Annotated in this window: 24 protein-coding genes and 1 tRNA gene; 15 read left to right on the plus strand and 10 right to left on the minus strand. The window is 75.4% G+C overall.

Features of this window, described 5'->3' with window-relative positions:
* Positions 1-39: 39 nt before the first annotated feature.
* Positions 40-1,470 (minus strand): amidase, encoded by a 1,431-nt coding sequence (locus HL189_RS10610; RefSeq protein WP_369133656.1) that lies wholly within the window; start codon positions 1,468-1,470, stop codon positions 40-42.
* A gap of 36 nt (positions 1,471-1,506) precedes the next feature.
* On the opposite strand from HL189_RS10610, the gene kynU reads away from it, so the two are divergent.
* A complete protein-coding gene (kynU, locus tag HL189_RS10615) occupies positions 1,507-2,772 on the plus strand; it encodes a kynureninase (protein ID WP_369133657.1) in 1,266 nt (421 codons plus the stop codon).
* A gap of 29 nt (positions 2,773-2,801) precedes the next feature.
* Here kynU and HL189_RS10620 read toward each other — a convergent pair whose 3' ends face one another.
* Both HL189_RS10620 and HL189_RS10625 read right to left on the minus strand, forming a co-directional pair.
* Complete coding sequence (locus HL189_RS10620) at positions 2,802-3,662, minus strand: hypothetical protein (protein ID WP_369133658.1); 861 nt, start codon at positions 3,660-3,662, stop codon at positions 2,802-2,804.
* Positions 3,663-3,666: 4 nt separating this feature from the next.
* Positions 3,667-4,182 carry an HNH endonuclease gene (locus HL189_RS10625; protein ID WP_369133659.1) on the minus strand — a complete coding sequence of 172 codons (516 nt, stop codon included), beginning with the start codon at positions 4,180-4,182 and terminating at the stop codon, positions 3,667-3,669.
* A gap of 225 nt (positions 4,183-4,407) precedes the next feature.
* Here HL189_RS10625 and HL189_RS10630 point away from each other — a divergent pair, with 225 nt between their 5' ends.
* The 4 genes from HL189_RS10630 (at position 4,408) to HL189_RS10645 (ending at position 10,119) form a co-directional block, all read left to right on the plus strand.
* Positions 4,408-6,486 carry a prolyl oligopeptidase family protein gene (locus HL189_RS10630; protein ID WP_369133660.1) on the plus strand — a complete coding sequence of 693 codons (2,079 nt, stop codon included), beginning with the start codon at positions 4,408-4,410 and terminating at the stop codon, positions 6,484-6,486.
* Between the two features lie 209 nt (positions 6,487-6,695).
* A complete protein-coding gene (locus tag HL189_RS10635; protein WP_369133661.1) occupies positions 6,696-8,003 on the plus strand; it encodes an MFS transporter in 1,308 nt (435 codons plus the stop codon).
* Positions 8,000-8,434 (plus strand): globin, encoded by a 435-nt coding sequence (locus tag HL189_RS10640; protein ID WP_369133662.1) that lies wholly within the window; start codon positions 8,000-8,002, stop codon positions 8,432-8,434. Before HL189_RS10635 ends, HL189_RS10640 begins: the two co-directional genes overlap by 4 nt.
* A gap of 152 nt (positions 8,435-8,586) precedes the next feature.
* Positions 8,587-10,119, plus strand: coding sequence for an ATP-binding cassette domain-containing protein (locus HL189_RS10645; RefSeq protein WP_369133663.1), 1,533 nt, complete (start codon positions 8,587-8,589; stop codon positions 10,117-10,119).
* A gap of 100 nt (positions 10,120-10,219) precedes the next feature.
* Here HL189_RS10645 and HL189_RS10650 read toward each other — a convergent pair whose 3' ends face one another.
* Positions 10,220-10,588 (minus strand): hypothetical protein, encoded by a 369-nt coding sequence (locus HL189_RS10650; RefSeq protein WP_369133664.1) that lies wholly within the window; start codon positions 10,586-10,588, stop codon positions 10,220-10,222.
* A 562-nt stretch (positions 10,589-11,150) separates the two neighbouring features.
* Here HL189_RS10650 and HL189_RS10655 point away from each other — a divergent pair.
* The 4 genes from HL189_RS10655 to HL189_RS10670 are packed head-to-tail and all read left to right on the plus strand — an operon-like array spanning position 11,151 to position 13,651.
* Entirely contained in the window at positions 11,151-11,714 is a 564-nt protein-coding gene (locus HL189_RS10655) for a biotin transporter BioY (protein ID WP_369133665.1), read from the plus strand.
* Complete coding sequence (locus HL189_RS10660; RefSeq protein WP_369133666.1) at positions 11,711-12,445, plus strand: energy-coupling factor ABC transporter ATP-binding protein; 735 nt, start codon at positions 11,711-11,713, stop codon at positions 12,443-12,445. The genes HL189_RS10655 and HL189_RS10660 overlap by 4 nt, the downstream gene beginning before the upstream one ends.
* A gap of 22 nt (positions 12,446-12,467) precedes the next feature.
* The gene (locus tag HL189_RS10665; RefSeq protein WP_369133667.1) at positions 12,468-13,115 is read left to right on the plus strand and encodes a CbiQ family ECF transporter T component; all 648 of its coding nucleotides are present in this window, start codon (positions 12,468-12,470) and stop codon (positions 13,113-13,115) included.
* The gene (locus HL189_RS10670) at positions 13,112-13,651 is read left to right on the plus strand and encodes an MOSC domain-containing protein (protein WP_369133668.1); all 540 of its coding nucleotides are present in this window, start codon (positions 13,112-13,114) and stop codon (positions 13,649-13,651) included. The genes HL189_RS10665 and HL189_RS10670 overlap by 4 nt, the downstream gene beginning before the upstream one ends.
* Positions 13,652-13,675: 24 nt before the next feature.
* On the opposite strand, the gene HL189_RS10675 is transcribed toward HL189_RS10670, so the two are convergent.
* Positions 13,676-14,080: an acyl-CoA thioesterase gene (locus HL189_RS10675; protein ID WP_369133669.1), complete on the minus strand. Its 405-nt coding sequence runs from the start codon at positions 14,078-14,080 to the stop codon at positions 13,676-13,678.
* Positions 14,081-14,138: 58 nt separating this feature from the next.
* Here HL189_RS10675 and HL189_RS10680 point away from each other — a divergent pair, with 58 nt between their 5' ends.
* Positions 14,139-14,570, plus strand: a complete 432-nt coding sequence (locus tag HL189_RS10680) for a phosphatase (protein ID WP_369133670.1) — start codon at positions 14,139-14,141, stop codon at positions 14,568-14,570.
* 167 nt (positions 14,571-14,737) lie between these two features.
* Here HL189_RS10680 and ettA read toward each other — a convergent pair whose 3' ends face one another.
* A complete protein-coding gene (ettA, locus tag HL189_RS10685; RefSeq protein WP_369133671.1) occupies positions 14,738-16,408 on the minus strand; it encodes an energy-dependent translational throttle protein EttA in 1,671 nt (556 codons plus the stop codon).
* 111 nt (positions 16,409-16,519) lie between these two features.
* Positions 16,520-17,020, minus strand: a complete 501-nt coding sequence (locus HL189_RS10690) for a single-stranded DNA-binding protein (RefSeq protein WP_369133672.1) — start codon at positions 17,018-17,020, stop codon at positions 16,520-16,522.
* A gap of 249 nt (positions 17,021-17,269) precedes the next feature.
* Here HL189_RS10690 and HL189_RS10695 point away from each other — a divergent pair.
* From HL189_RS10695 to HL189_RS10705, 3 genes are all read left to right on the plus strand, one after another.
* Positions 17,270-17,342 (plus strand) — tRNA-Arg (locus tag HL189_RS10695).
* Positions 17,343-17,583: 241 nt separating this feature from the next.
* A complete protein-coding gene (locus HL189_RS10700) occupies positions 17,584-18,801 on the plus strand; it encodes a glycosyltransferase family 4 protein (protein ID WP_369133673.1) in 1,218 nt (405 codons plus the stop codon).
* Positions 18,798-19,787, plus strand: coding sequence for a Gfo/Idh/MocA family protein (locus HL189_RS10705; protein WP_369133674.1), 990 nt, complete (start codon positions 18,798-18,800; stop codon positions 19,785-19,787). Before HL189_RS10700 ends, HL189_RS10705 begins: the two co-directional genes overlap by 4 nt.
* An 18-nt stretch (positions 19,788-19,805) precedes the next feature.
* On the opposite strand, the gene HL189_RS10710 is transcribed toward HL189_RS10705, so the two are convergent.
* Positions 19,806-20,720 carry a ribonuclease Z gene (locus HL189_RS10710; protein WP_369133675.1) on the minus strand — a complete coding sequence of 305 codons (915 nt, stop codon included), beginning with the start codon at positions 20,718-20,720 and terminating at the stop codon, positions 19,806-19,808.
* Positions 20,721-20,792: 72 nt separating this feature from the next.
* Positions 20,793-21,836 (minus strand): LLM class flavin-dependent oxidoreductase, encoded by a 1,044-nt coding sequence (locus tag HL189_RS10715; RefSeq protein ID WP_369133676.1) that lies wholly within the window; start codon positions 21,834-21,836, stop codon positions 20,793-20,795.
* Between the two features lie 240 nt (positions 21,837-22,076).
* On the opposite strand from HL189_RS10715, the gene HL189_RS10720 reads away from it, so the two are divergent.
* Entirely contained in the window at positions 22,077-22,499 is a 423-nt protein-coding gene (locus HL189_RS10720) for an STAS domain-containing protein (protein ID WP_369133677.1), read from the plus strand.
* A gap of 89 nt (positions 22,500-22,588) precedes the next feature.
* Positions 22,589-24,940 carry an EAL domain-containing protein gene (locus HL189_RS10725; RefSeq protein ID WP_369133678.1) on the plus strand — a complete coding sequence of 784 codons (2,352 nt, stop codon included), beginning with the start codon at positions 22,589-22,591 and terminating at the stop codon, positions 24,938-24,940.
* 9 nt (positions 24,941-24,949) lie between these two features.
* Here HL189_RS10725 and HL189_RS10730 read toward each other — a convergent pair whose 3' ends face one another.
* Positions 24,950-25,780, minus strand: coding sequence for an SGNH/GDSL hydrolase family protein (locus tag HL189_RS10730; RefSeq protein WP_369133679.1), 831 nt, complete (start codon positions 25,778-25,780; stop codon positions 24,950-24,952).
* Positions 25,781-25,889 lie beyond the last annotated feature (109 nt).

Below are 25,889 nucleotides of genomic sequence, written 5' to 3' on the forward strand. Positions count from 1 at the left end.
TCTACCGGGACCGGCGACCGGCGGCCCGGCCAGCCGGGGTCACCACAGCGCCGGGTGCCGGTGCGCCCAGGGCCGCGCCTCCTCCAGTTGCGCGGACAGCGAGATCAGGGTCGCCTCGTCGGCCGGGCGGCTCACCAGCATGGTGCCGATCGGCAGCCCGGACGCCGTCCACCACAGCGGGACGCTGACCGCCGGCTGACCGGTGACGTTGTAGACGGCGGGGAACGCCGCGTAGCGCTTCTGCTGCTCGAAGTCCTCGGCGCCGTCGGCGCTGAACCAGCCCACCGGGCGCGGCGGCAGCGTGCACAGCGGCGCGAGCAGCACGTCGTAGCCGCTGGTGGCCTGCACGAACCGGCGGGCGAAGGCGCGCAGGGTGAACATCGCCTCCATCGCGTCCTTCGCGCGCAGCGCCAGGCCGCGGTCGCGCAGGAACCGGGTGAGCGGCCGCAGCCGGGACACCTGGTCGGCGGGGACCGGCAGCGTGGTCGCCGACAGCGCCCACGCCGTCTCGAAGGCGGGGAACACCCCCTCGGTCATCGGCGGGGTGGGCAGGTCCTCCACGTCGTGCCCGAGTGCGGCCAGCAGCGCCGAGGCGTCCTCGAACGCCGCGCGCACCTCGGGGTCGAGCTCGGCGCCGGGCATGCCCGACTCCAGGTACCGGCCGATCCGCAGCCGCCCGGGCGGCCGGTCGGCGTACCCGAGGAAGGTCTCCCCCGCCGGGGGCGGCGGCGCCCAGTACGGGTCGCCGGGCACCGGACCGGCCATCGCGTCGAGCATCGCGGCGGCGTCCCGGACCGTCCGCGCCAGCGGACCCTGGACGCCGAGCCCGGTGACCTCGCTGCCCAGCGGGCCGTTGCTGACCCGCCCCCGGCTGGTCTTGATGCCGAACAGGCCGTTGACGCCGGCCGGGATGCGGATCGAGCCGCCGCCGTCCGAGCCCTGCGCGAACGGCACCAGCCCGGCCGCGACGGCCACCGCCGCGCCGCCGCTGGAGCCGCCGGCCAGCAGCGACGGGTCCCACGGGCAGCGGGCCGGGCCGACGAGGTCGTTGTCGGTGTAGCAGGGGAAGCCGAACTCGGGGGTGTTCGTCTTGCCCAGGCTGATCGTCCCGGCCGCGGCGAGCTTGGTGACGACGACGTCGTCCACCTGCGGCACGAACTGCGACAGGACGGCGGACCCGAAGGTGGTGCGCACGCCGGCGGTGTTGTTCAGGTCCTTGATCGCCGTCGGGACGCCGAACAGGGCGGGCAGCTCACCGCCGGACAGGACCGCCCGGTCGGCCGCCGCCGCGGCGGCCCGCGCCCGCTCGGGGGTCACGGTGAGGAACGCGCCCAGCTCGGCGTCCAGCGCCTCGATCCGGGCCAGGGAGTGCTCCACGAGCTCGGTGGGGCTGACCTCCCGCGCCCGGACGGCGGCCGCCTGCTCCAGGGCGGTGAGGTCGTGCAGGTGCGTGCCGGGACGAGAGGTCACCGCCGGACGCTAGCGCCGCCCCGGCAGGATCGCGGTGTGGACCTCACCCGAGCCGCGTCCGCGGCCGCCGACGACGCCGACCCGCTGGCCGCGTTCCGCGCCCGTTTCACCGGCGCCGACGACGACCGTCCCGACCGGCTGCTCTACCTGGACGGCAACTCGCTGGGCCGGTTGCCGGTGGACACCCCCGCCGCGATCACCCGGGTGGTGGAGCAGGAGTGGGGCCGGGGGCTCGTCGGCTCCTGGGACACCTGGGTGGAGCAGTCCCGCCGGATCGGCGACCTGCTGGCCGACGGCGTCCTCGGGGCGCGGCCCGGCGAGGTGCTGGTCGGCGACAGCACCTCCGTGGACCTCTACAAGCTGGTGGTCGCGGCCGCGGACGCCCGGCCGGGACGCGACGTCCTGGTGTGCTGCGCCGACGACTTCCCGACCGACCGGTACGTCACCGCCGGGGTCGCCGCCGCTCGCGGCATGACGGTCCGCGAGGTGGCGGCGCACATCGACGCCGGGCTGGACCTGGACGTGCTGGCCGGGGCGCTGGACGAGCGGGTCGCGGTCGTCGTCCTCTCCCAGGTGGCCTACCGCTCCGGCGCGCTGGTCGACATCGCGGCGGTGACCCGGCTGGCCCGCAACGCCGGTGCGCTGGTGGTCTGGGACCTCAGCCACGGTGCCGGCGCCGTTCCCGCCGACCTCACCGCGGCCGGGGCCGACCTCGCCGTCGGCTGCACGTACAAGTACCTCAACGGCGGGCCCGGGGCGCCGGCGTTCCTCTACGTCCGCCGGGAGCTGCAGCCGCAGCTGCGGCAGCCGATCTGGGGCTGGTTCGGGCAGCGCGACCAGTTCGCCATGGGCGCGGCCTACGACCCGGCCGAGGGGGTGGACCGGTTCGCGGTCGGCACTCCTCCGGTGCTCGCCATGGCGGCGGTGGAGGTCGGCGCGCGGCTCACCGCGGAGGCGGGGGTCGAGCGGCTGGCGGAGAAGGGCCGGCGGCTGACCGACCTGGTGGTCGGCCTGGCCGACGCCTGGCCGGCGGGCCACGGCGTGACGGTCGCGAGCCCGCGGGACGCCGGCCGCCGCGGCTCGCACGTGAGCCTGGGGCACCCGGGGGCGTGGCAGCTCACCCAGGCCCTCATCGACCGCGGCGTGGTGCCGGACTTCCGCACGCCCGACCGGCTGCGGTTGGGGCCCGCGCCGCTCTACACCCGGTTCGTCGACGTCTGGGACGCGATGGACCGGCTGCGCGCGCTCCTCGAGGACGGCAGCTGGCAGCAGTACCCGACCGAGCGAAGCCGCGTCACCTGATCGCCATTCCAGCTGGAATGGCGATCAGGTCACGGGGGGTCGGGGACGCCGATCGGGTTGCCGGCCGGCCAGTCGCCGGCGGTCACCACCGCCCGGCGTACCGGGACCAGCAACTCGGCCAGCCGCGCGCAGCCGGTGTCGCCGAGGACCCGCCAGGGACGCAGCGCGAGCCGGTCGGTGTCGGCCTCGGCGGCGGCCCGGACGGCGAGCGCCTCCGCGGTCAGTTCCCCGTCGGCCAGGAGCCCGCGCTCGGCGAGCGACTCGGCGGCCACGGCCCAGTCCTCCGGCGTCCAGCCCCGCGCCCGCTGCAGCCACTCGGCCGAGGTCGTGCCGGCCACGGCAGCGAGGACGAGCGCCGGTAGTCCGAGCAACTCCCGCTGCAGCAGCGCGGCCAGGTGCCCGTCGCCGCGGTGCTCGCGCAGCGTGGTGAGCGCCTGCCAGAGCACCAGGTGCGGCTCGCCGGGCCAGCCGACCGCGGTGTTCGCCGCGGCCAGCGGTCGTCCCAGGACGTCGACGGCCTCCGCGGCCCTCCGGGCCAGGGCCGCCGCCTCCCGGGCGTCGCTGGACCCCGCCCACCCCGGCAGCACCCGCTGCACCGCGGCGTCCACCCCGGCGAGCCGAGCGGCCAGGGCGCCGGCCGGTGTCACCGCCGTCCACACCTCCGGCACACGCCGCGCCACGAATCCCGGCGCGAAGGAGCCGAACGTCGCCGTGACCACCGCGGCGCCCACCGGACCGAGCGGCGCGGCGCGGCCGGCGAAGTAGCCGGCCCAGAAGCCGGGCAGCCCCACTGCCGCGAAGGCCTCCCGGGCCTCGGCCGCGAAGTAGGTCAGCGCATGGAAGGGCTCGCCCAGCGCCCACAGGCGGCGGGCGGTCGCGGGTGAGCTCACCCGCTCAGGCGCTCACGGAGTCGGGCACGCCCAGCCACTCGCGCCAGCGGGGGTCGACGGTCCGGTGGCCCAGCAGCCGCCACGCGGCGCCGCTGGGCGCCCGTGGAGGGTGCGGCAGCGACCACCCCATCTCGGCCAGGGACCGGTCCGCCTTCTGGTGGTTGCAGCGGCGGCAGGCGGCCACGACGTTGTCCCACGTGTGGGTGCCGCCCCGGCTGCGCGGCACGACGTGGTCGATGCTGGTGGCCGAGGCCCCGCAGTAGACGCAGGTCTGCCCGTCGCGGGTGAAGACCGCGCGCCGGGACAGCGGCACCTGCACCGGGTACGGCACCCGGACGTAGCGGGTCAGCCGGACCACGACCGGCACGGCCAGTGCCAGCCGCTCGGCGTGGACGTAGTCCTCGGTGACGTCGACCGCCTCGGCCTTCGCGCCGAGCACGAGCACGATCGCGCGGCGGCTGGAGACCACGCACAACGGCTCGTAGGTGGCGTTCAGGAGCAGGGTGGCGGCGGTGGTCACCGGCGGCGGGGCAGGCGCGCACGGACCTGGGGACGGGTCGGCGTGCGTGCCCGGACGGCCGGGCACGGACGGGGACCCGAGGACGGTGATCGACACGGGACACCTCCGAGCGCCCGGCACGCCGACGGCTTCGACGTCTCCCGGGCCCCTTCATCGTGCACCGTACCGGTGTGGTATCGCAGGGACCCGGGGAGGCGGCCCGGCGAGCGGCGCTACGGTCGGCACGTGCGCTACCCCGACGCCCCCCGTCTGGACCTCGTCGAGCAGCTCTCCGGCCTCCGGGTCGCCGATCCGTACCGCTGGCTGGAGGACGCCGAGGACCCGCGCACCCAGGCGTGGGCCGCCGCCCAGGACGAGCTGGCCGCCGGGCTGCTCGCCGGGCTGCCCGGCCGCCCCGCGTTCGCCGCGCGGCTGGATCAGCTGGTCCGCTCCGGCGCGGTCGGCGTCCCGGTCTGGCGCGCCGGGCGGGCGTTCTCGACCCGCCGCGACCCCGGGCAGGAGCACGCCGTCCTGCGGGTGACCGAGCCCGACGGCAGCGTCCGGGTGCTCGTCGACCCGATGGCGCTCGACCCGGCCGGCACCACCACGCTCGACGCGTGGTCACCGTCGTGGGAGGGGGACCGGCTGGCCTACCAGCTCTCGGTCGGCGGGGACGAGGAGTCTCAGCTGTACGTGCTGGACGTCGCCACCGGCGAGGTGCTCGAGGGGCCGATCGACCGGTGCCGCTACTCCCCGGTCGCCTGGCTGCCCGGCGGTGAGGAGCTGTTCCACGTCCGCCGGCTCGCGCCAGACCTCGTGCCCGCCGGCGAGGAGCAGTTCCACCGCCGGGTGTGGCGCCACCGGGTCGGCACCGACCCGGACACCGACGTGCTGGTGCACGGCGAGGGCGCCGACCCGGCCACCTACTTCGGCGCGCGCACCAGCGCCGACGGCCGCTGGCTGGTGGTCTCGGCGTCGGTGGGCACCGCGCCGCGCGACGACGTGTGGCTGGCCGACCTGGCCGGGGACGGCGTGCTCCGCGAGCTCCAGGTCGGCGTCGACGCGCAGCTGTCGGCCTGGGTCGCCCGGGACGGACGGCTGTGGCTGCACACCGACCGGGACGCGCCGCGCGGGCGGCTGGCGGTCACCGACCCGGCCGACCCGGCGACGTGGGTGCCGGCGGCCTGGCGGGACGTCGTCCCGCAGCAGGCCGACGGCGTGCTGTCCGACGTCGCGCTGGTCGACGGCCCGGACGGCGGCCTCGGCGTGCTCGCCGTGCACGCGGTGGACGCCACCGACCGGCTCTCGCTGTGGGCTGGCGACGGGAGCGGCCGGCTGGCCGAGGTGACCGCGTTGCGCCCGGGCAGCGTCTCCGCGGTCAGCGCACCGCCGGAGGGCGGCACCTCGGCGTGGGTCGGCTTCACCGACCACGCGACCCCGCCCTCGGTGCTGCGGTGGGACGCCGCCGACCCGGCGGCGCTCGCCTCCTACGAGCAGGCCCCGGTGGCCGGGGAGGTGCCGGACGTGCGGGTGGTGGAGACGCACGCCACCTCTCCGGACGGGACGCCGGTCCACCTCTTCGTGCTGTCCTCGGCCGGCACCCCCGACACCCCGCGCCCGACCGTGCTCTACGGCTACGGCGGGTTCAACGTCCCCCTCACCCCGGCCTACTCGGCGCAGGCGCTGGCCTGGGTGGCGGCCGGCGGCGTGTGGGTCGTGGCCAACCTGCGCGGCGGCTCCGAGCACGGCGAGGAGTGGCACCGCGCCGGGATGCGGGAGCGCAAGCAGAACGTCTTCGACGACTTCGCCGCCGCGGCCGAGCACCTGGTCGCCGACGGCTGGACGACGCCGCCGCGGCTGGCGGTGATGGGCGGCTCGAACGGCGGCCTGCTGGTCGGCGCGCTGACCACCCAGCGCCCCGACCTGGTCGCCGCGGTGGTCTGCAGCGCGCCGCTGCTGGACATGGTCCGGTACGAGCTGTTCGGCCTGGGCCGCACCTGGAACGACGAGTACGGGACCGCCGCCGATCCCGAGCAGCTGCGCTGGCTGCTCGGGTACTCGCCCTACCACCGGGTGGTCGAGGGGACGGCGTACCCCGCCGTCCTGTTCACCACCTTCGAGTCCGACACCCGGGTGGACCCGCTGCACGCCCGCAAGCTCGCCGCGGCGCTGCAGCACGCGACGACGGCGGAGGCGCCGATCGTGCTCCGCCGCGAGCTGGCCGTCGGTCACGGTGCCCGGGCGGTCAGCCGGACCGTGGGGCTGGCCGCCGACCAGCTGGCCTTCCTCGCCGCACACACCGGTCTGGAGCCGTCGCGGGGCTGACCGCACGTGCGCGGGGAGCCGGACACGCCCGATCGTGTGCGGGTCAACGCGTGGAGTGATCGACCAGTCACGGAAAACCTGGGAGACTACCGCGCCATGGACAGCGCACCGGTCGTGCCCGCGGCCGTCTGGCACGTCGCCGTCCTCGTCCGGGGCACCGCCGGCCCGCCCGGGTCCCGCACCGACGCGGGGGCCCGCTGACCCGCGCCGTGGCCGACCGCCCGGCCACGTTCCGCGAGGTCTTCGCCGTCGGCGAGTTCCGGCCGCTGTTCGGCTCCTACCTGCTGTCCACGATCGGCGACGAGCTCGCCCGGGTCGCGCTCACGATCCTCGTGTACCAGCGCACCGACTCGGCGCTGCTGTCGGCGGTCACCTTCGCGATCAGCTACCTCCCCTGGCTGCTCGGCGGGCCGGTGCTGGCCGCGCTGGCCGACCGGCTGCCGCGGCACCGGGTGCTCATCGCCAGCGACGTGGTGCGCGCCGTCCTGGTGGCCGTGATGGCGCTGCCCGGCGTCCCGCTCGGCGTGCTGCTCGTGCTGCTGCTCATCGTCTCGATGTGCGCGCCGCCGTTCGAGGCCGCGCGGTCGGCGCTGATGGCCGACGTGCTCGACGGCGACCGCTACGCGGTGGCCACGTCCGTCACCGGCGTCACCCAGCAGGTCGCGCAGCTGCTGGGCTACCTGCTGGGCGGCACGCTGCTGATCGCGCTGTCGCCGTCGGCGGCGCTGCTGATCGACGCGGCCACGTTCGCCGTCTCCGCCGCCTGGCTGACCGCCCGGCTGCGGCGGCGTCCGGCCCCGGCGCCGACCGGCGGGGAGAGCCGGTCCCTGTGGCACGACACCGCGGCCGGGCTGCGTTTCGTCGCCGGCGCTCCCCGCCTGCGGGCGATCGTCGGCGTGCTGTGGGTGGCCGCCCTCTTCAGCAGCGCGCCGGAGGCGATCTCCGCTCCGCTGGCCGTCCAGCTGCTGGGCGGGATCGGCACCACCGGGCTGCTGCTGGCCGCCAACCCGGCCGGCGCCACCGTGGGCGGGATCCTGGTCGGCCGGTTCTGCCCGCCGGCGATGCGCGAGCGGCTGCTCCCGCCGCTGGTCGTGCTGTCCGTCGGCGCGGTGCTGCTGGCGGGCCTGGCGCCGCTGGTGCTGGGCACCGGCCGCGCCGGCTTCGCCGTCGTCCTCGGCCTGCTCTTCCTCGGCGGGGTGGGCAGCGCCTGCTCCATCCCGCTCAACGTGGCCTTCGTGCAGGCCGTGCCGTCGGCCTACCGGGGGCGCGCGTTCGGCGTGGCGGTCGCGGGCCTGTCCGGGGTCCAGGGGGTCGGCGCGATCCTGGCCGGCCTCGCCGCCGAGCGGCTGCTGCCCAGCACCGTGGTGGTGCTGTGCGGGGCGCTCGGGCTGGTCGCCGTGGTCGGCCCGCTGCTGGCACTGGACCGCACCCGGCCGGCCGGCGGGCAGCCCGGACCGGGGGGAGACCTGGGACACGTGGCCGCCGAGGCCCGCGCTGAGGGACGATCGGGGACATGAGCGAGACGAGCCGGTCGCTGCCCTCGGCGAGCACCTTCTACGCCGAGATCGGCGGCGCGCCCACCTTCCGGGCGCTCGTCACGCGCTTCTACGCAGGCGTGCGGGAGGACCCGATCCTGCGGCCGATGTACCCGGCCGACGACTGGGAGGGCGCCGAGACCCGGCTGCGGCTGTTCCTCGAGCAGTACTGGGGCGGCCCGCGGACGTACTCGGAGAACCGCGGGCACCCGCGGCTGCGGATGCGGCACGCGCCCTTCGCGGTCGACGAGGCGGCGCGCGACGCGTGGCTGCGGCACATGCGCGACGCCGTCGACTCGCTCGAGCTGACCCCCGAGCAGGACGCCACGCTGTGGGGCTACCTCGAGATGGCCGCGCGCAGCATGCAGAACCGCTGGGCGGAGGCCGCCGGCGGGGACCTGTCCCCGATCTGACCCAGCTCTCCGCGCGCTCCGACTCGCCGTCCCGGGAGCCCCGTTCCCGGGCTGCGGGTAGCATCGGGCCGGTGACACAGCGTCGTGCGGACGCTGGGATCGTCGTCCGCCGACCGGTGTCGGGGACCTTCTCCGGGGAGGCTCGCGCGCCCATGACGGTGCTGCAGGTCGACGGCCTGAAGAAGTCCTTCGGTGCCCGTCGCGTCCTGCGGGACGTCTCCTTCAGGATCGACGAGGGGGAGATCGTCGGGCTGGTCGGCACCAACGGGGCGGGCAAGTCGACCATGGGCGACATCCTCGCCGGCATCACCGCCGCCGACGCCGGGACGATGACGTTGAAGGGCCACCCGTACGCGCCGCTGTCGGCGGCGGACGCCCGGCACCTCGGCGTCGGCGGGATCGAGCAGCTGGTGCGGATCGACCCAGGGCTCACCGTCGCGCAGGCCGTCTTCCGGGGCACGCCTCAGGCCGGGCGGCCCCAGGCCGAGCTGCGGGAGCAGGCGCAGGTCCTGCTCACCGAGGTCGGTCTCGACCTGGGCCCGGACACCCCGGTCGGCGAGCTGCCGCACTTCGTGCACGGGCTGGTGGAGATCGCGCGCATGCTCGCCGAGGACACCGACCTGGTGGTGCTCGACGAGGTGTCGGCGGCGCTGCTGCCCGGGGAGGTCAGCGGCCTGCACGCCGTCGCCGGCCGGCTCAGCCGCCAGGGCCGCGGCGTGCTCTACATCAGCCACCGGCTGCCGGAGATGCTCGAGGTGGTCGACCGGGTGCTCGTGCTGCGCGAGGGCCGCATCGCCCTGGACAGCCCGGCCGGCGCCCTGGACCCGGTCCGGCTGGCCGCGGAGACGGTGGGCGGGCCGGTCGCGCCGCCCGCGCGACGGATGGCCCCGGTGCCGCAGCCCATCGGGGACGCGGACGCCGGCGCACCGGCCGTGCCCCGACCGGCGCGCTCGGACGAGGTCGCGCTGCTGGTCCGCAACCTGCGGGTGCCCGGCGCGGTCGAGGGCGTGGACCTGCTGGTGCACCGCGGCGAGGTCGTCGGGTTGACCGGGCCCCGGTCCTCCGGGTTGTCCGAGATCGCCGCCGCCCTGTCCGGGGAGCTGCCCGCGATCACCGACGAGGTGCTGCTGCACGGCGAGCCCCGGCTGCTGGCCGCGCGGCCCGAGGACGACGCCCTGCGACTGCCCGCCTACCGCCCCGACGAGGACGCCTACGGGGTCGACCCCGGCGAGACGATCGCCCGGACGCTCAGCCAGGAGCGGTGGGGCGCGCTCACCGACCTGCGCAAGGAGATCGACACCCTGCGCGGCGTCATCCGCACCGTCCACCGGATGGACGTGAAGACGCTGAGCATCCGCACCGCCGTCGGCGCGCTGTCCGGTGGTGACCAGCACAAGCTCGCGCTGGCCCGGTGGATGGCGAACGCGGCGCGGGACGTCGTCGTCCTGCACGAGCCCACCCGGGGCCTGGACGTCCGCGCCCGCCAGCAGGTGCGCCAGCTGCTCGACGACGCGACCGCCCTGGGCAAGGCCGTCGTGGTGGTGTCGGTGGACCCCGACGAGCTGGCCGAGTGCTGCGACCGGATCGGCGTCGTGTCCGGCGGCCGGGTGGAGCGCTGGATCGACACCGGCGACCAGGCCCTGGACACCGTGCGGGACCGGATCGTCGCGGCCACCGCCGCCTGAGGCGGGGCGCCGACGCCCTCCGGGAAGGGCGCCGGCGCGGCCGGCTCCGCTGCAGGGCCCACCGCGGGCCTGCGAGGGGTGGGGAGAGCGGGGGCCTCGATCAGACGCTGACGGTACCGGCGACGGCCCGCAGCTTGTGCCGGGCCAGCGCCAGGTTCGCCGTCACGCGGTTGAGCACCAGGTAGATGAACAGGCCGGCGTTGCCCTGGCCGCGGAGGACGTTGATCAGGTGGTACTGGCCCTGCAGCGTGATCAGGACGTCCTCGATCTCGTCCTTGAGCTCCAGGTCGGAGATCGTGCGCAGCTTGGCGCGGACCACGTTGGAGTTGCCGGCCGCCGCGACGTTGAGGTCGAAGCCGGGGGTGCCGCCGACTGCCAGGGCCATCCCGCTGTCGACGTCCACGATCGCGGCGCCGGTGGCGCCCTCGATCGCGAGCAGGTCGGCGATGACGTTGTCGAGCTGTGCCACGGTGGGGTCTCCTGTCGTTCTCGGTGGGGGACGCAGCGGGGTGCTGCGCACCGGGTCGGGGTGTGACCCTGATGGCCGCGTCGGCCCGGAGGTCCGGGCGGACACGGGACTCCGTCGCTCCGGCAGGGCCACGCTGGCGTGCGTCGCACCGGCCGGGGGGTCGGGAGCCGCCTGGCCTCCGGCGGGTGACGGGTCGGGCGTGGGTTGCTCCGCCGACCGGGAGCCGTCGTCGGGCACCCTGTCCGGCTCCCGCTCCGGCTCCCGCTCCCGTGAGGGCTCCGGGGAGGAGTCCTGCGGCTGCGAGCGCCCCCGCGACCACAGCGACGCCCACCACCCGGTTGCCATGCCGTTGATCCGCCTTCGCCGAGGGGCTCAGGAACCCCAGACAACACGTCCCGGGCAGGGCAGGCAAACCGACGGGCGTTCCTCCTGGTGAGCGAGCAGACACCGACCGCCACGTGATCGGCGGTACCGGAGCGGGAGGCCGTCCGCCGGCCTCGGGTACCTTCCGCCGGGACGCGCGGGCACCGGCCCGTGGCCCGTGGCCCGTGGAGGAGACGTCGTGAAGACCCGTGACCTCGCCTACATCGCCGTCTTCGCCGCGCTGACGGCGGTGCTCGGGCTGCTGCCGGCGATCAACGTCGGCCCGGTGCCGGTCACCGCGCAGACCCTCGGGGTGATGCTGGCCGGCTCGGTGCTGGGTGCCAAGCGGGGCTTCCTGGCGCTGCTGCTGTTCCTGCTGCTGGTCGCCGTCGGCCTGCCGCTGCTGCCCGGCGGCCGGGGTGGGCTCGGCGTCTTCGTCGGCCCCACGGCCGGCTACCTGTACGCCTGGCCGCTGGGCGCGTTCGTCGTCGGCCTGGTGACCGAGCTGGCCTGGCGGCGGTTCAACCTCGCGTGGGCGGCGCTGGCCAACGTGGTCGGCGGGGTGCTGGTGATCTACGCCGTGGGCATCCCGTTCGTCGCCGTGTACGCCGACGAGGTGACGCTGGCGCAGTCGTTGACCGGCTCGCTGGCCTTCCTGCCCGGCGACGCGATCAAGGTCGCGGTCGCGTCGCTGATCGCCGTTCAGGTGCGCCGCGCCTACCCGGTCATCGAGCGGCCCCGCGGGGCGGCCGCGACCTCGTGAGACGCCGCCTGCCCGGCCGGCGGGCGGAGCCGATCGCGGACCCGGCACGCGGCATCGAGCTGCGCGGGGTCGGGCACAGCTACGGCGAGCGGACCGTGCTCTCCGACCTGGACCTGCAGCTGACCGAGCACCGGATCGGGGTCATCGGCGCGAACGGATCGGGCAAGAGCACCTTCGCCCGGCTGCTGAACGGCCTGGTGCAGCCCAGCGCCGGGCAGGTGCTGGTCGACGGGCTGGACACCGCCACTCAAGTGCGGGCAGTCCGCCGCCGGGTCGGGTTCGTCTTCCAGGACCCCGACGCGCAGATCGTCCACCCCACGGTCGCCGAGGACGTCGCCTACGGACTGGAGAACCAGGGGGTGCCGCCGCCCGAGCGGACCGAGCGCGTCGCGGCCGTGCTGGAGCGCTACGGGCTCGCCGGGCACGCCGACCACCCGGCGCACCTGCTCTCCGGCGGGCAGAAGCAGCTGCTGGCCATCGCCGGGGTGCTGGTGATGCGGCCGGCGCGGATCGTCTTCGACGAGCCGACCACGCTGCTGGACCTGGTCAACGCCCGCCGGGTGGCGCAGGTGGTCGCCGAGCTCGAGCAGCAGGTCGTCGTCGTCACCCACCAGCTCGACCTGCTCGACGGCTTCGACCGGGTGCTCGTCGTCGACGGCGGCCGAGTGGTCGCCGACGACGCCCCGGCACCCGCGGTGGCCGCCTACCGGGCGCTGATGGCCGGCCGGTGAGCGCACCGCACGGGACCCCGAGGTGACGGCGCTCGCGCTCTACGTGCGGGGCACCAGCCCGGTGCACCGGTCCCCCGCCGGGCTCAAGCTGCTGGCCCTCGCGGGGCTGAGCGTCCTGTTGTTCGCCGTCCCCACGGTGCCGGTGGCGGCCGGTGCGCTCGCCGCCGTCCTGGCCGTCGGGGTGGTCGCCGCCCGCCTCCCGGTGTCGGTGCTGGCCCGGCAGGTGCGGGCGGTGTGGGTGTGGCTGGTCGCCCTCGCCGTCGTCACCGCGGTCGTGGGCGGCGTGGCGAGCGCGGCGCTGGTGACGCTGCGGCTGCTGGCGCTGGTGCTGGCCGCCGCGGTGGTCACCGCGACGTCGCGGGTCAGCGAACTCGTCGCGGTCGTGGAGCGGGTGTGCGCGCCGCTGCGGCTGGTGGGCGTGCGACCCGCCCGGATCGGGCTGCTGATCGCGCTGACGCTGCGGTTCATCCCCCTGGTCGCCGAGCGGGCCGACCGGGTGCGGGAGGCCCAGGCCGCCCGTGGCGGGAGGGTGCGCGGCGTGCGCGGGCTGGTCACGCTCGTGGTGCCCCTGCTGGTGCAGGTGCTGCAGCTCGCGCACACCACGGCCGAGGCGCTGGACGCGCGGGGCGCCGACGACGACGAGGCCCGGTCGGGGAGGATGCGCGGGTGACCGGGTCCGTGCTGGAGATCTGGACCGCGCCGGCCGCCGCGGCGCCGATGGTGCGGCGGCCCGCGGTGGCGGCGCTGCCGGGGAGCGGCCTGGCCGGTGACCGCTACGCCCTGGGCGGCGGCACGTGGGCGGGGTACCCGGCGCAGGAGAAGCAGGTGACGCTCATCGACGCCGACGACGTGGCCGAGGTGGCCCGGGTGGCCGGCGTCGAGCTGTCCCCCGGGCAGACCCGCCGCAACGTGGTCACCCGCGGCATCGACCTGCCCGCGCTGGTGGGGCGCTGGTTCCTCGTGGGGGACGTGCTGCTGTTCGGCACCAAGCGCTGCCCGCCGTGCGCCCACCTGGAGCGGCTGACCGGGATGCGGCTGGTGAAGCCGCTCGCCCCGCGCGGCGGGATCAACGCGGCGGTGTTCACCGGGGGGACGGTCGCCGAGGGGGACGCCGTCCGGCCGGTGGACGACGCCGAGGCCGCGCGCCGCGGAGCGCCGACCGGAGCCGACCGACCTGTGCCCCGGGTCGTCCCGCTGCCCACCTGATCGCCGTTCCGGCTGGAACGGCGATCAGTCGTCGTGGTACTTCGCGAGGAAGTCCCGTTCCTCCACGGTGAGCCGGCGCGGGCGGTTGAGCGCGAAGTCGATCGGCGCGAGCCGCGTGCTGCCGGTGACGGCCAGCACCCCGTGGTCGAACAGCTCGTAGTGGCACTGGAACAACGCCGCCCGCACGTCGGAGACCCAGATCTGCACCTGCAGCGGCTCGGCGTCGTACTCGACGGAGCGCTTGTAGGCGATCTCGTGCGCGACGACGACGAGGCCGCGGCGGAGGCCGGTCGCCGCGTCGTGCGTGGGGTGGTCGAAGAACAGGTCGACGCGGGCCGTCTCGAAGTAGCCGAGGAAGGCGACGTTGTTGATGTGCTGGTAGGCGTCCATGTCCGACCAGCGCATCGGGACGGCGACGGTGTGCCTCACGCGGTCACCCTGCCCTACCGCCGCGTGGCCTGCCGCACGCGGCCCTACCCTCGCGGGCATGGGCCAGGCCTGGGACCCGGGCGCACCGGGCGTGCTGACCCTCCCCTCGGGACGGCGGGTGCGCGGCCGCGGGCTGCGGGATCCGCTGCCGCCGGGGCCGGTGCCGGAGCTGGGTGTGTACCTGCTGGGTGGCCGGCCGGATCCCCAGCCGTGGGAGAGCCGCTGGGTGCGCTGGCCGGACTTCCGGTTGCCCGCCGACCCGGCCGAGCTGCGCACCGCGCTGCACCACGCGTGGGAGCGGGCCACCGGCGAGCGGGTGGAGCTGGCCTGCGGGGGCGGCACCGGGCGCACCGGGACGGCGCTGGCCTGCCTGGCGGTGCTCGACGGCGTCCCGCCCGGGGAAGCGGTGGCCTTCGTGCGCGAGCACTACCGGCGACGAGCGGTCGAGACCCCCGCCCAGCGGGGCTTCGTCGTCCGGTTCACCCCCTGACACGCCGACGGCCGGCGGGAGCGACTGCTCCGACCGGCCATCGTGACGGCCTGGAACGGCCCCTCCGCAGGGTCCCGCCGCGGGCCTGCGAGGCGTGGGCAAGGCCCCCTTGCAGGGTCCCGGCGCGAGCTCGCGAGTGCCGGGGGCAAGGGGTCCTTCTACCTTCCTCAGTCGCGGCTGAGCTTGCGGTAGGTCGCCCGGTGCGGGCGGGCCGCCTCGGGACCGAGCCGCTCGACCTTGTTCTTCTCGTAGTCCTCGAAGTTGCCCTCGAACCAGAACCACTTGGAGTCGCCCTCGTAGGCGAGGATGTGCGTCGCCACGCGGTCGAGGAACCAGCGGTCGTGGCTGACGACCACGGCGCAGCCGGGGAACTCCAGCAGCGCGCTCTCCAGGCTGGTGAGCGTCTCGGTGTCCAGGTCGTTGGTGGGCTCGTCGAGCAGCAGCAGGTTGCCACCCTGCTTGAGGGTCAGCGCCAGGTTCAACCGGTTGCGCTCGCCACCGGAGAGCACGCCGGCCTTCTTCTGCTGGTCCGGGCCCTTGAACCCGAACGCCGACACGTAGGCGCGTGAGGGCATCTCGACGTTGCCGACCTTGATGTGGTCCAGCCCCTCGGAGACGACCTCCCACAGCGACTTGTTGGGGTCGATGCCGCCACGGCTCTGCTCGACGTAGCTGATCTTGACGGTCTCGCCGACCTTGATCTCGCCGTCGTCGGGCTTCTCCTCGTCGACCAGCATCTTGAACAGCGTGGTCTTGCCGACGCCGTTGGGCCCGATGATCCCGACGATGCCGTTGCGGGGGAGCGTGAAGGTCAGGTCGTCGATCAGCAGGCGGTCGCCGAAGCCCTTGGCGAGGTTGCGGGTCTCGATGACCACGCTGCCCAGCCGCGGACCCGGCGGGATCTGGATCTCCTCGAAGTCGAGCTTGCGGAACTTGTCGGCCTCCGCGGCCATCTCCTCGTACCGGGCGAGACGGGCCTTGCTCTTGGCCTGACGGGCCTTGGCGCCGGAGCGCACCCATTCCAGCTCGTCGGCCAGCCGCTTGGCGCGCTTGGCGTCCTTGGCCCCCTCGACCTTGAGCCGAGCGGCCTTGGTCTCCAGGTAGGTCGAGTAGTTGCCCTCGTACCCGTGGGCCCGCCCCCGGTCGAGCTCCATGATCCACTGCGCCACGTTGTCCAGGAAGTACCGGTCGTGGGTGACGGCGATGACGGTGCCCGCGTACTTCTCCAGGTGCTGCTCCAGCCAGGCGACGCTCTCGGCGTCCAGGTGGTTGGTGGGCTCGTCGAGGAGCAGCAGGTCCGGCGCCTCGAGCAGCAGCTTGCACAGCGCGACGCGGCGGCGCTCACCACCGGAGAGCACCTTCACGTCGGCGTCGCCGGGCGGGCAGCGCAGGGCGTCCATCGCCTGCTCGATGCGGTTGTCGAGCTCCCACCCGTCGGCGTTCTCGATGACCTCCATCAGGTCGCCCTGCTCGGTGAGCAGCGCGTCGAAGTCCGCGTCGGGCTCGCCCATGGCAGCGCTGACCTCCTCGAAGCGGGTCAGCGCGGCGCGGAGGTCCTTGACGGCCTCCTCCACGTTGCCCCGCACGTCGAGGTCCTCGTTGAGCGGCGGCTCCTGCTGGAGCATGCCGACCGTCGCGCCCGGGGCGAGCGTGGTGTCGCCGTTGGACGCGTGCTCGAGGCCGGCCATGATCTTGAGGACGGTCGACTTGCCGGCGCCGTTCGGGCCGACCACACCGATCTTGGCGCCCGGGAGGAACGCCAGGGTGACGTCGTCGAGGATCACCTTGTCGCCGTGCGCCTTGCGGGCACGGACCATCGAGTAGATGTACTGGGCCACTGGGGTGTCGAGCCTTCCGTCAGGTCGCGATCGGGGACGGGCCGGCGCAGCCGTGTGCGTACCGGCCCCGCCCCCGGCGGTCTCACCTCCGATCCTCCCAGTTCGGGAGGCTCACGTCAGCGCCGGTTCCTGCTCACTGACGTCGGAGTCCGTCATGTGCAACGTCTCCTCCCCCCCGATGTAGTCCGTCGACCGTGCGGCGTACGGGTTCCCGTCCGACTCCTGGGGTCCGGGCACGTCGGGCGCCTGCTCCGCGCGGGCGGGCCGCTTGAACTCCGCCCACCCGCGGGCCAGGTTCAGCCCGACGGCGATGGCCTTCATGCGGTTGGCGCTGCGCCGGCCGGACTCGCTGTCCCACGACTCGGTCGCGAGGTTGCCGACCACGAGCACCGGGTCGCCCTTGCTGACGCTGCGGGAGACGTTGCCGCTGAGCTCGCCCCAGCAGGCGACGTCGATCCAGAGCGTCGCACCGTCGACGAAGCCTTTGGCGTCCTCGTCCCAGCGGCGGCTCGTGGAGGCCATGCGGAAGTTGGTGACGGTGCCGTTGCTCGTCCGAGTGCGGCGGGGGACGTCGACGACGTTGCCGACGACGTGGATGGTTGTCTCGTACACGGTGCTCCTCGGGTGCGGTGGGTGCCGCGGCGCCTGCCGGGCTGCGACCACCGTGCTGGCCGGACCTCCTCCACGGGGCCCGACGACGGCTTCTGTGGACACCGCCCCCGGCTGTGGACGGCGACCGGCCCTCCCCCGCCGCGTTCCGGTAGGCCGCCGCGCCGCAGCCCGGCGGAGCGCGGCAGACCGGGCCGATGAGGCCTCACCTGCCCCACAGCGCCGAGGAGCCGGTGCGATGATCAGGGCCGAGCGCCCGTAGCTCAGCGGATAGAGCAGGTGCCTTCTAAGCACTTGGTCGCAGGTTCGATCCCTGCCGGGCGCGCTGACAGCCCCGCCGCCGGCTCACGTTGCGTTGCCGTCGGCACACCCACCGCACCGCCGAGCCGCGCGCGCAGGGCGGACGGGACGATGAGGGCTCCCCGTCGCGGGTCCACCGCGGCGCCCGGCTTGCCCGACCGCGGCGCACCGACCACCATCACCGCACCACCTGGACGGCACCCCCGTCGAGGTCCACCGACGAGTGCGCCGCGATCCGGCCGGTGCGGTCCTGGAGAGGGGGTCCGGTGCCGCCACCGTCCACGGGTGCCGCCGTGCTCGTACCGCCGTCCGCTCCGGCGGGAGCCCAGGACGGGCGGCCCGTTCCCGGTGGCAGCCACCGCCGGCGGCTGTCGGTGTGCCTCTACACCCCCTCGGTGGACCCCTCGGGGATGGGCTCCCACATGGTCGACCTGGCCGCGGAGTACCAGCCGGACGTCGTCGTGACCGTCATGGCGTGGCGGACGCCGGCGGGCGAGCGGCTGCTGGCCGAGGCGTCGGCGGTGGGCGCGACACCGGTCCCGCTCCCGCACCCGCGCGACCCCGCGTTCGGGCGCACGGTGGAGGAACGGCTGCGCGAGCACCCGGTGGACGTGTTCCACCTCCACGTCGGCACCGGGCGGGAGGACTTCGACGGCGCCCGCGCAGCCCGGTCGGCCGGCGTCGGCGCCGTGGTGGAGACGGTGCACCTGCCCTGGGCGATGGGCAGCCCGAAGCACCGCGTCCCCTTCTTCGCCTCCATCGAGCCCGTCGACCGGCTGATCGCCGTCTCCGAGCTGCAGCGGCGGACGTACGAGCGGATCGGCGTCCCGCGGGAGCTGCTCCGCACGGTGCCCAACGGCATCCGGTCGCGCGGACCCGGCCCCGGCCGCGCCGCCGCCCGGAGCTCCCTCGGCCTCGACGACACCCGGCCCGTCGTGCTGACCATCGGCCGGCTGATGGGGCAGAAGGGTCACCGCTACCTGGTCGAGGCCCTGCCCGAGCTCGTCCGCCGCTTCCCCGACGTCGCCGTCGTGATCATCGGGCAGGGCACCCTTCGGGAGCGGCTCCGCGAGCAGGCAGCGGAGCTCGGCGTGGCCGACCACCTGCACCTGCCCGGCTACCGCGCCGACGCCCGGATGCTGCTCGACGCCGCGGACGTCTTCGCGCTGCCCTCCCGGCAGGAGGCGATGCCGCTGGCCGCACTGGAGGCCATGGACGCCAGCTTGCCGGTGGTGGCCACCCGCGTTTACGGCAGCGCAGAGGTCGTCGTCCACCGGGAGACCGGACTGCTGGTCCCGCCCCAGGACGCGGGCGCGCTGGCACAGGCGATCGGCGAGTTGCTCGCCGATCCGGGGCTGCGCCGCCGGTACGCGGCTGCCGGGCGCGAGCACTACCTGAGGCACCACACGAGCGCGCGGATGGCTGCCCAGACGCTCGCGGTGTACGACGAGGCGCTGGCCGGCGTGTCCGTGGACCGCGGGTGAGCCGGCTGCGGGTCGGCTGCGTCGGCACCGGGTTCATCGCCGGCCGGCACCTGGCGGCGCTCGCCTCGTTCCCCGACGTCGAGGTCGTCGCCGTGGCCGACCCGGCCGACGGCCGGGCCCGGGAGGCCGCGGACCGGTACGGGGCGCGGGCGTACGAGGACGGGCTCGACCTGCTGGCGCACGAGGAGCTGGACGCCGTCTGGCTGTGCGTCCCGCCCTTCGCGCACGGCGCGCTGGAGGAGGCCGCGATCGCCCGGCGGCTGCCCTTCTTCGTGGAGAAGCCGCTCGCGACCGACCTGGACACCGCGACGGCGATCGCCGCACGCGTCCGCGAGACGGGCCTCCTCACCGCGGTGGGCTACCACTGGCGGCACCTCGACGTGGTGCAGCAGGCGGCCGACGCCCTCGCCGGGCGGACCGTGCAGCTCGCCGTCGGTCACTGGCTCGACGGGACGCCGGCCGCGCCGTGGTGGGCGCGCCGCGACCGGTCCGGCGGCCAGGTGGTCGAGCAGACCACGCACCTGTTCGACCTCGCCCGGGTGCTGGTGGGCGAGGTCGAGGCGGTGTCCGCGGTCGAGGTGACCGTCCCGCGGGCTCGCCTGCCGGACGCCGACGTGCCGACCGCCAGCACGACCACGCTGCGGTTCTCCTCCGGCGCCCTGGGCACCATCTCCTCGACCTGCGCGCTCGCCTGGCGGCACCGGGTGGGGTTGCACCTGGTCGCGGAGGACGTCGTGGTGGAGCTGCTCGAGCGGGGCCTGGGTGACCACGAGCTGCGGGTGCGCACGCCTGCTGGTGAGCAGGTCCTGCCGTCCGACCAGGACCCGGTGGCCCGCGAGGACCAGGAGTTCCTCGACGTGCTGCGCGGCGTCGGGAGCGCTGTCCGCGTCTCCTACGACGAGGCGCTGCGCACCCATGCGCTGGCGGAGGCCGCCGACCGGTCTGCCCGCTGCGGCACGCCGGTCCGGCTGGCCGGCGCCGGCTGACCCGGACTGCGGACGGCGTCAGACCCGGCGCGGCACGGGCACGACCTGCAGGTCCTCGGCGACGACGACGTCCCCGTCGAACTCCGCCCGGACCTCCTCGGCGAACCGTGCCGGGTCCCGGTACCGCTGCGAGAAGTGGGTGAGCACGAGCCGCCGCACCCCGCACCGCGCGGCGACCCGGCCCGCCTGGCGGGCGGTCAGGTGGCCGAACTGCTCGGCGAGCGTGGCGTCCTCCTGGAGGAAGGTCGCCTCGACGACCAGCAGGTCGGCGCCGTCGGCCAGCGCGAACACCGCGTCGCAGAGCCGGGTGTCCATGACGAACGCGAACCGCTGCCCGGACCGGGGCAGGCTGACCTCCTCGACCCGCACCGTGCGGCCTCCGACGGCGAGCGAGCCGGCGGCCTGCAGCCGGCCCACGTCGGGACCGGCGATCCCCAGCGCGGCGAGCCGCTCGGGCAGCATCCGCCGCCCGTCCGGCTCGACGAGGCGGTAGCCGAAGGACTCGACCGGATGGCTGAGCCGGTGCGCCTCCAGGGTCCCGAACCGGCCGGTGGCCACCGTCCCGTCGTCCGCGACCGGCGCCGGGCGCAGGTCGGCGACCTCGTGGAACACCGACGCGTGCCGCAGCCGGTCGAAGAACTCCTGCCCGGAGGCCGGGTAGTGCGCGTGCACCGGGTGGGCCACGCGGTCCAGGGACAGGCGCTGCACGACACCGGGCAGCCCGAGGCAGTGATCACCGTGGAAGTGGCTCAGGCAGATCCGGTCGACCGCGCTGCTCGGCACCCCGGCCAGCAGCATCTGCCGCTGCGTGCCCTCCCCCGGGTCGAACAGGAGGCCGAGGGAGTCCCAGCGGAGGAAGTAGCCGTTGTGGTTGCGGTGGCGGGTCGGCGCCTGGCTCGCGGTGCCGAGGACGACGAGCTCGCGGGCCACCACCCCCGGCAGGCTATCGACCGCGTGTGTCTGCAGCGACCTCCCGGCCGGCTGACCCCGGGGCGGAGCGGGAGGTCAGCCCGCGGTCCGCCGCGCGGGGTGGACCCAGCCGATCGCCGGGGCGACGTGCTCGGTGATCGTCTGCAGCAGGCGGGCGTTGTACTCGACGCCGAGCATGTTCGGCACGGTCAGCAGCAGCGTGTCGGCCTCCCGGACGGCGGCGTCCTTGGCCAGCTCCTCGGCGAGCTGGTCGGGCTCGCCGGCGTAGCTCTTCCCGAACCGGGCCCGCACGCCCTCGAGCAGCCCGACCTGGTCGCGGCTCTCCCGGTCGTCGCCGAAGTACTGCCGGTCCAGGTCCGTGGTGATCGGCAGGACCGACCGGCTCACCGAGATCCGCGGCTCCCATCCCCAGCCGGCCTCCTTCCACGCGGCCCGGAAGAGCGCGATCTGCTCGGCCTGCAGTTCGTCGAAGGGCACCCCGGTGTCCTCGCTGAGCAGCGTGGAGCTCATCAGGTTCATCCCCTGCTGCGCCGTCCACACCGCGGTCCCGCGGGTTCCCGAGCCCCACCAGATCCGCTCGCGCAACCCGGGCGACTGGGGCTGGACCGCCAGCCGGCCGCCGCGCTGACCGGTCATCCGCGGATCGGCGTCGACCACCGCGGCCCCGCTGATGACGGCGAGGAACAGCGCCGTCTTCTCGCGGGCGAGCTCGGCGTCGCTGCTGCCCTCGGCCGGCACGTAGCCGAACGCCTCCGAGCCCCGCAGCGCCGTCTCCGGCGACCCACGGCTCACCCCGAGCTGCAGCCGCCCGTCGCCGAGCAGGTCGGTCGCGGCGGCCTCCTCGGCCATGTACAGCGGGTTCTCGTAGCGCATGTCCACGACGCCGGTGCCGAACTCGATCCGGCTCGTGCGGGCCGCCATCGCCGCGAGCAGCGGGAACGGGGACGCCAGCTGCCGGGCGAAGTGGTGCACCCGCACGTACGCCCCGTCGACGCCGAGCTCCTCGGCGGCCACCGCCAGCTCGACGCTCTGCACCAGTGCGTCCCGCCCGGTGCGCACCTGCGACCCGGGGACGGGCTGCCAGTGCCCGAAGGACAGGAAGCCGATCCGCTTCTCCATGGGCCCTCACCTCTCTCGCTCCGGACCGGGGCAGCGTCGCCGCCGGCCTCCGTGTTCCCGGCGACACGCCACCTCGGACCCAGCTCCGCCTGACCCTGGGAGGTCTCGACAAGGCCGGGCACAGCGCGTTAGCGTCTTGCCACAGGTCGAAGCTCCGGCCTCACACCGCACGCCAAGGCGTCGGTCGGTGTGCGGGGCTCGCCGCTCCGTTCCCCTCCGATGCGCTCCAGGGGGAATGCCGTGCACATCCCGACCACGTCCGCGTCGTCCGCGCTGGCCGTCACCGTCGACTGGCCCCGCGGCGTCGTGCTGCTGTCCGGCGAACTGGACCGGGACTCCGCCCACCACCTGCTCGACGCCCTCGAGGCCCTGGCGGTCACCGGCCATCGCGAGCTCGGCGTGGACGCGGCCGACGTCACCTTCTGCGACGCGGGCGGCCTGCGGGCGCTCGTCGTGGGCCGCCGGCTCCTGCAGGCGGGCGGACGCGACCTGCGTGTCCTGCGGGCCAGCCGGTGCGTCGGCCGGTTGCTCGCCCTCGCCGGGCTCGACTGCCTGACCGGGACGGAGGCACCCCAGGCGGCGATCGACCTGGCTGCCCGCCGCGAGCTGCATCCCCGGGTCGAGCGCACCATGCGTCTCGCTCGCCGCAATGCCACCGCCTGACCCGTTTCCTCACCCTCTGTGACGGCACGAACACGACGTCGCCGTGCGGGTTCCGCGATCCCGGGCGTCCGATGAGCGACCCTGTGGGCGTGACGACCTCAGCACCCGAGTCGCCGAGCGCCTCCGGGCACCACGGCGCCCCCGGACAGCGGCTGACGGCGGCCGACGTGCTGCTGGCCGACCGCGGCCAGCTGTTCCGCGCCCTGTTCCTCGCCGCCCCCATCGCCAAGGCCGTCGTCGCCCCCGACGGCCGGATGCTCGTCGTCAACCCGGCCTTCTGCGAGCTCACCGGCCGCACCGCCGGCGAGCTGGTCGGTCGGCACCTGGACCTGCTGACCCACCCCGACGACGTCCCCCTCGAGGACCGGGCCACCGAGCACGTGCCCGGCACGCCGCTGCTCGACCCCCAGCTCGAGGTCACCGGTGAACGGCGGCTGCGTCGGGCCGACGGCGAGAGCATCTGGGTGCACCAGAGCCAGGAGCTCGTGCACCGCACCAACGGCGAGCCCCAGTTCCTCCTGCTGTCCCTGGTCGACACCACCGACCGGCGCCGGGCAGAGGAGGACCTCGTCCGGCGGGCCTACACCGACCCGCTGACCGGGCTGCCCAACCGGCGGGCGCTGACCGAGCGGCTGCAGCGCGCGCTGGCGATCGCCCGGCGCCGCGGAACCAGCGTCGGACTGCTCCACCTCGACCTCGACCGGTTCACCGCGGTCAACGACTCGCTGGGGCACGAGGGGGGCGACCAGCTGCTCTGCCAGGTCGCCGACCGGCTGCGCTGGAGCACCCGGGTGGAGGACACCGCCGTCCGGTTCGGCGCCGACGAGTTCCTCGTCCTGGCGGAGGAGATCGAGGACGTCGACGGGCTGCGCGCCCTCGCCGACCGGCTGCTCAGCGTCCTCGACGAGCCCTTCCACGTGGGCGGCCGCGACGTCATCCTCTCCGCCGGCGTGGGGGTCACCCTCGGCTCCGACCTCGCCCCCGAGGCGCTGCTGCGCCAGGCGCACAGCGCCCTGGCGCGGGCCAAGGCCGGCGGCGGTCGCGGCCGGGTCGAGGTGCACGACGGCGCCCTCGGTGAGGGCTACGTCGACCAGCTGCAGCTGGAGACCGAGCTGCGGCAGGCGCTGGAGACCGGGCAGCTGCGGCTGTTCTACCAGCCGATCGTCTCCCTCGACGACGAGCGGCTGCTCGGCTATGAGGCGCTCATCCGCTGGCAGCACCCGAGCCGGGGGCTGCTGCCCCCGGCGGCGTTCCTGTCCGCGGCCGAGAACAACCGGCTCACCTCCCGGCTGGGCGAGTGGGTGCTGCACCAGGCGTGCTGGGACGCCGCCGGCTGGGAGCCGCACCTGCGCGTCCACGTGAACATCTCCGCGCGGCACCTGGCCGAGCCCGGCTTCGCCGAGCTGGTCGCCGACGCGCTGGCCGAGTCCGGTCTGCCGCCGGAGCGGCTGGAGCTGGAGATCACCGAGTCCACGGCGCTGTTCGCCGCCGACGCCACCCTGAACGCCGTCGACACGGTGACCGAGAGCGGCGTGACCCTGGCGCTGGACGACTTCGGCACCGGCTACTCGGCGATCACCGCGCTGCACCGGCTGCCGATCCACACCGTGAAGATCGACCGGTCCTTCGTGGCCGACGTGGTCACCCAGCCGGCCACCGCCGCGCTCGTGCAGGGGCTGCTCCAGCTCGGCCAGGGGATGGGCCTGCAGGTGATCGCTGAGGGCATCGAGGACGGCGAGCAGGCCCGCTGGCTGCGGGAGCACGGCTGCGCGATGGCCCAGGGCTACGCGTTCGGCCGCCCGGCGCCGCTGCCGGCCCGCGAGCTGGACGAGATCACCGAGGACGCCGACCTCGAGGACCTGGTCGACCTGCCGGCGCTCCTGGTCGACGAGCCGGAGGACGACGAGGACGAGGCCCCGGTCACCGAGCTCCCGGCCGACGGGGACGGCGAGCTCGACGACGAGCTCGAGCTGGACCTGGACGCCGAGATCGACGTCGAGCCGGGCACCGCCGCGGTGCCGCAGCTGGACGCGTTCGCCGTCCTGCCGCCCAGCCCGTTCGGCCCGGTGTCGGCCGGGCTGGTGCCGGAGCCGGCGCCGCGCGACTTCGCCGAGCCGCAGGACGAGGTCGACCCCGCCGACGGGCCCGCCCCGGCCGGCTTCCCCCGGCTGCGGGTCGTGCCGGACCTGCTGCCCGCCCCGGCCACCGCGGAGCAGCCGGCCCGCTCGTTCGACCCGACGGTGTTCTCCGACTCGACCGCCTTCTCCGAGCTGCAGGCGCTGCTGTCCGCGGCCTCGCGCCAGGGTGGCGTGCCGGAGCCCCGGGACGCCGCGGAGTCCGGCGACCGCGGTGAGGCAGAGCCGCAGCCCCGGTCCGACCCGTCGTTCCAGCGCCCGACCCGCTCGCCGTTCTGGGGCCCCGGCTCCGGCGACGAGCGCTGACCGTCGGGCTCAGCGGACCACGTCCTCCACGGTCAGCCCGGCGGACAACGGCTGCGGCGTGGCCCGCTTGGCCGTGCGGCCGTCCCCGGACGAGCGGCCGGTGAGCCGCCGCCCGATCCAGGGCAGCACGAAGCCGCGCACCCAGGCGAGCTCCTGGGCGGCCACCTCACGGGCCGGCCGGGGCGGCGCCGGCTCCATCGGGGTCCGCCAGCCGTCGTCCCCGGCCACCGGCACGCCGAGCGCGGCCGCGGCGGCCAGCGCCGTGCGGCGGTGCCCCTCGCTGGTCAGGTGGATGCGGTCGCCCGGGTCCCACATCCGGAGGTCCTGGAGCCAGGCGGCGCCCCACTGGTCGAGGACGACGGCGCCGTGCCGGGCCGCGATCGACCACAGGTGGCTGTTGAACACCGCGACCCGGCCCCGGGTGCGCCGGATGATCGGCGTCTGCCGCGGGTCGACCCCCGTGGCCAGCAGGACGTCGGCCCCGGCCTCCCGGAAGGCGGCGACCGCGGTCTCGAGGTCGGCGGCCAGCCGGTCCGGGTCGACGCCCGGGCGCAGCAGGTCGTTCCCGCCGGCGACCAGGCTGACCAGGTCGGGCTCCGCCGCGCGCGCGACTGGCACCTGCTCGTCGAGCACCTGGGCCAGCAGCCGCCCGCGGATGGCGAGGTTGGCGTACTCGACGGTGCCGGTCGGCGAGGCGGCGGCCAGGTGCCCGGCCAGCCGGTCGGCCCAGCCGCGGAAGGCGTCCGGGGTGCCGGGATCGGGGTCGCTGAGGCCCTCGGTGAAGGAGTCCCCCACCGCGATGTAGCGCTGCCACGAACGTCGGTCACTGCCTGGTTGCACGACTCCACTGCACCACGCCGCGGACCGGCCCCGCACGTGGGGTCCGGCACGCTTGTGCTCTGAGTCGGCAGGCGACTCAGAGCACAAGCGTGCGCGAACACACATGCGC

The organism is Modestobacter sp. I12A-02662 (genome assembly GCF_041028325.1).
Lineage (GTDB): Bacteria > Actinomycetota > Actinomycetes > Mycobacteriales > Geodermatophilaceae > Modestobacter.

What these genes read in the sequence shown, in the direction of transcription:
- HL189_RS10640 (WP_369133662.1), top strand. Translation starts at nt 8,000, where the DNA reads ATGAGCGAGACGAGCCGGTCGCTGCCCTCGGCGAGCACCTTCTACGCC.
- HL189_RS10645 (WP_369133663.1), top strand. Translation starts at nt 8,587, where the DNA reads ATGACGGTGCTGCAGGTCGACGGCCTGAAGAAGTCCTTCGGTGCCCGT.
- HL189_RS10680 (WP_369133670.1), top strand. Translation starts at nt 14,139, where the DNA reads ATGGGCCAGGCCTGGGACCCGGGCGCACCGGGCGTGCTGACCCTCCCC.
- HL189_RS10715 (WP_369133676.1), bottom strand. Translation starts at nt 21,836, where the DNA reads ATGGAGAAGCGGATCGGCTTCCTGTCCTTCGGGCACTGGCAGCCCGTC.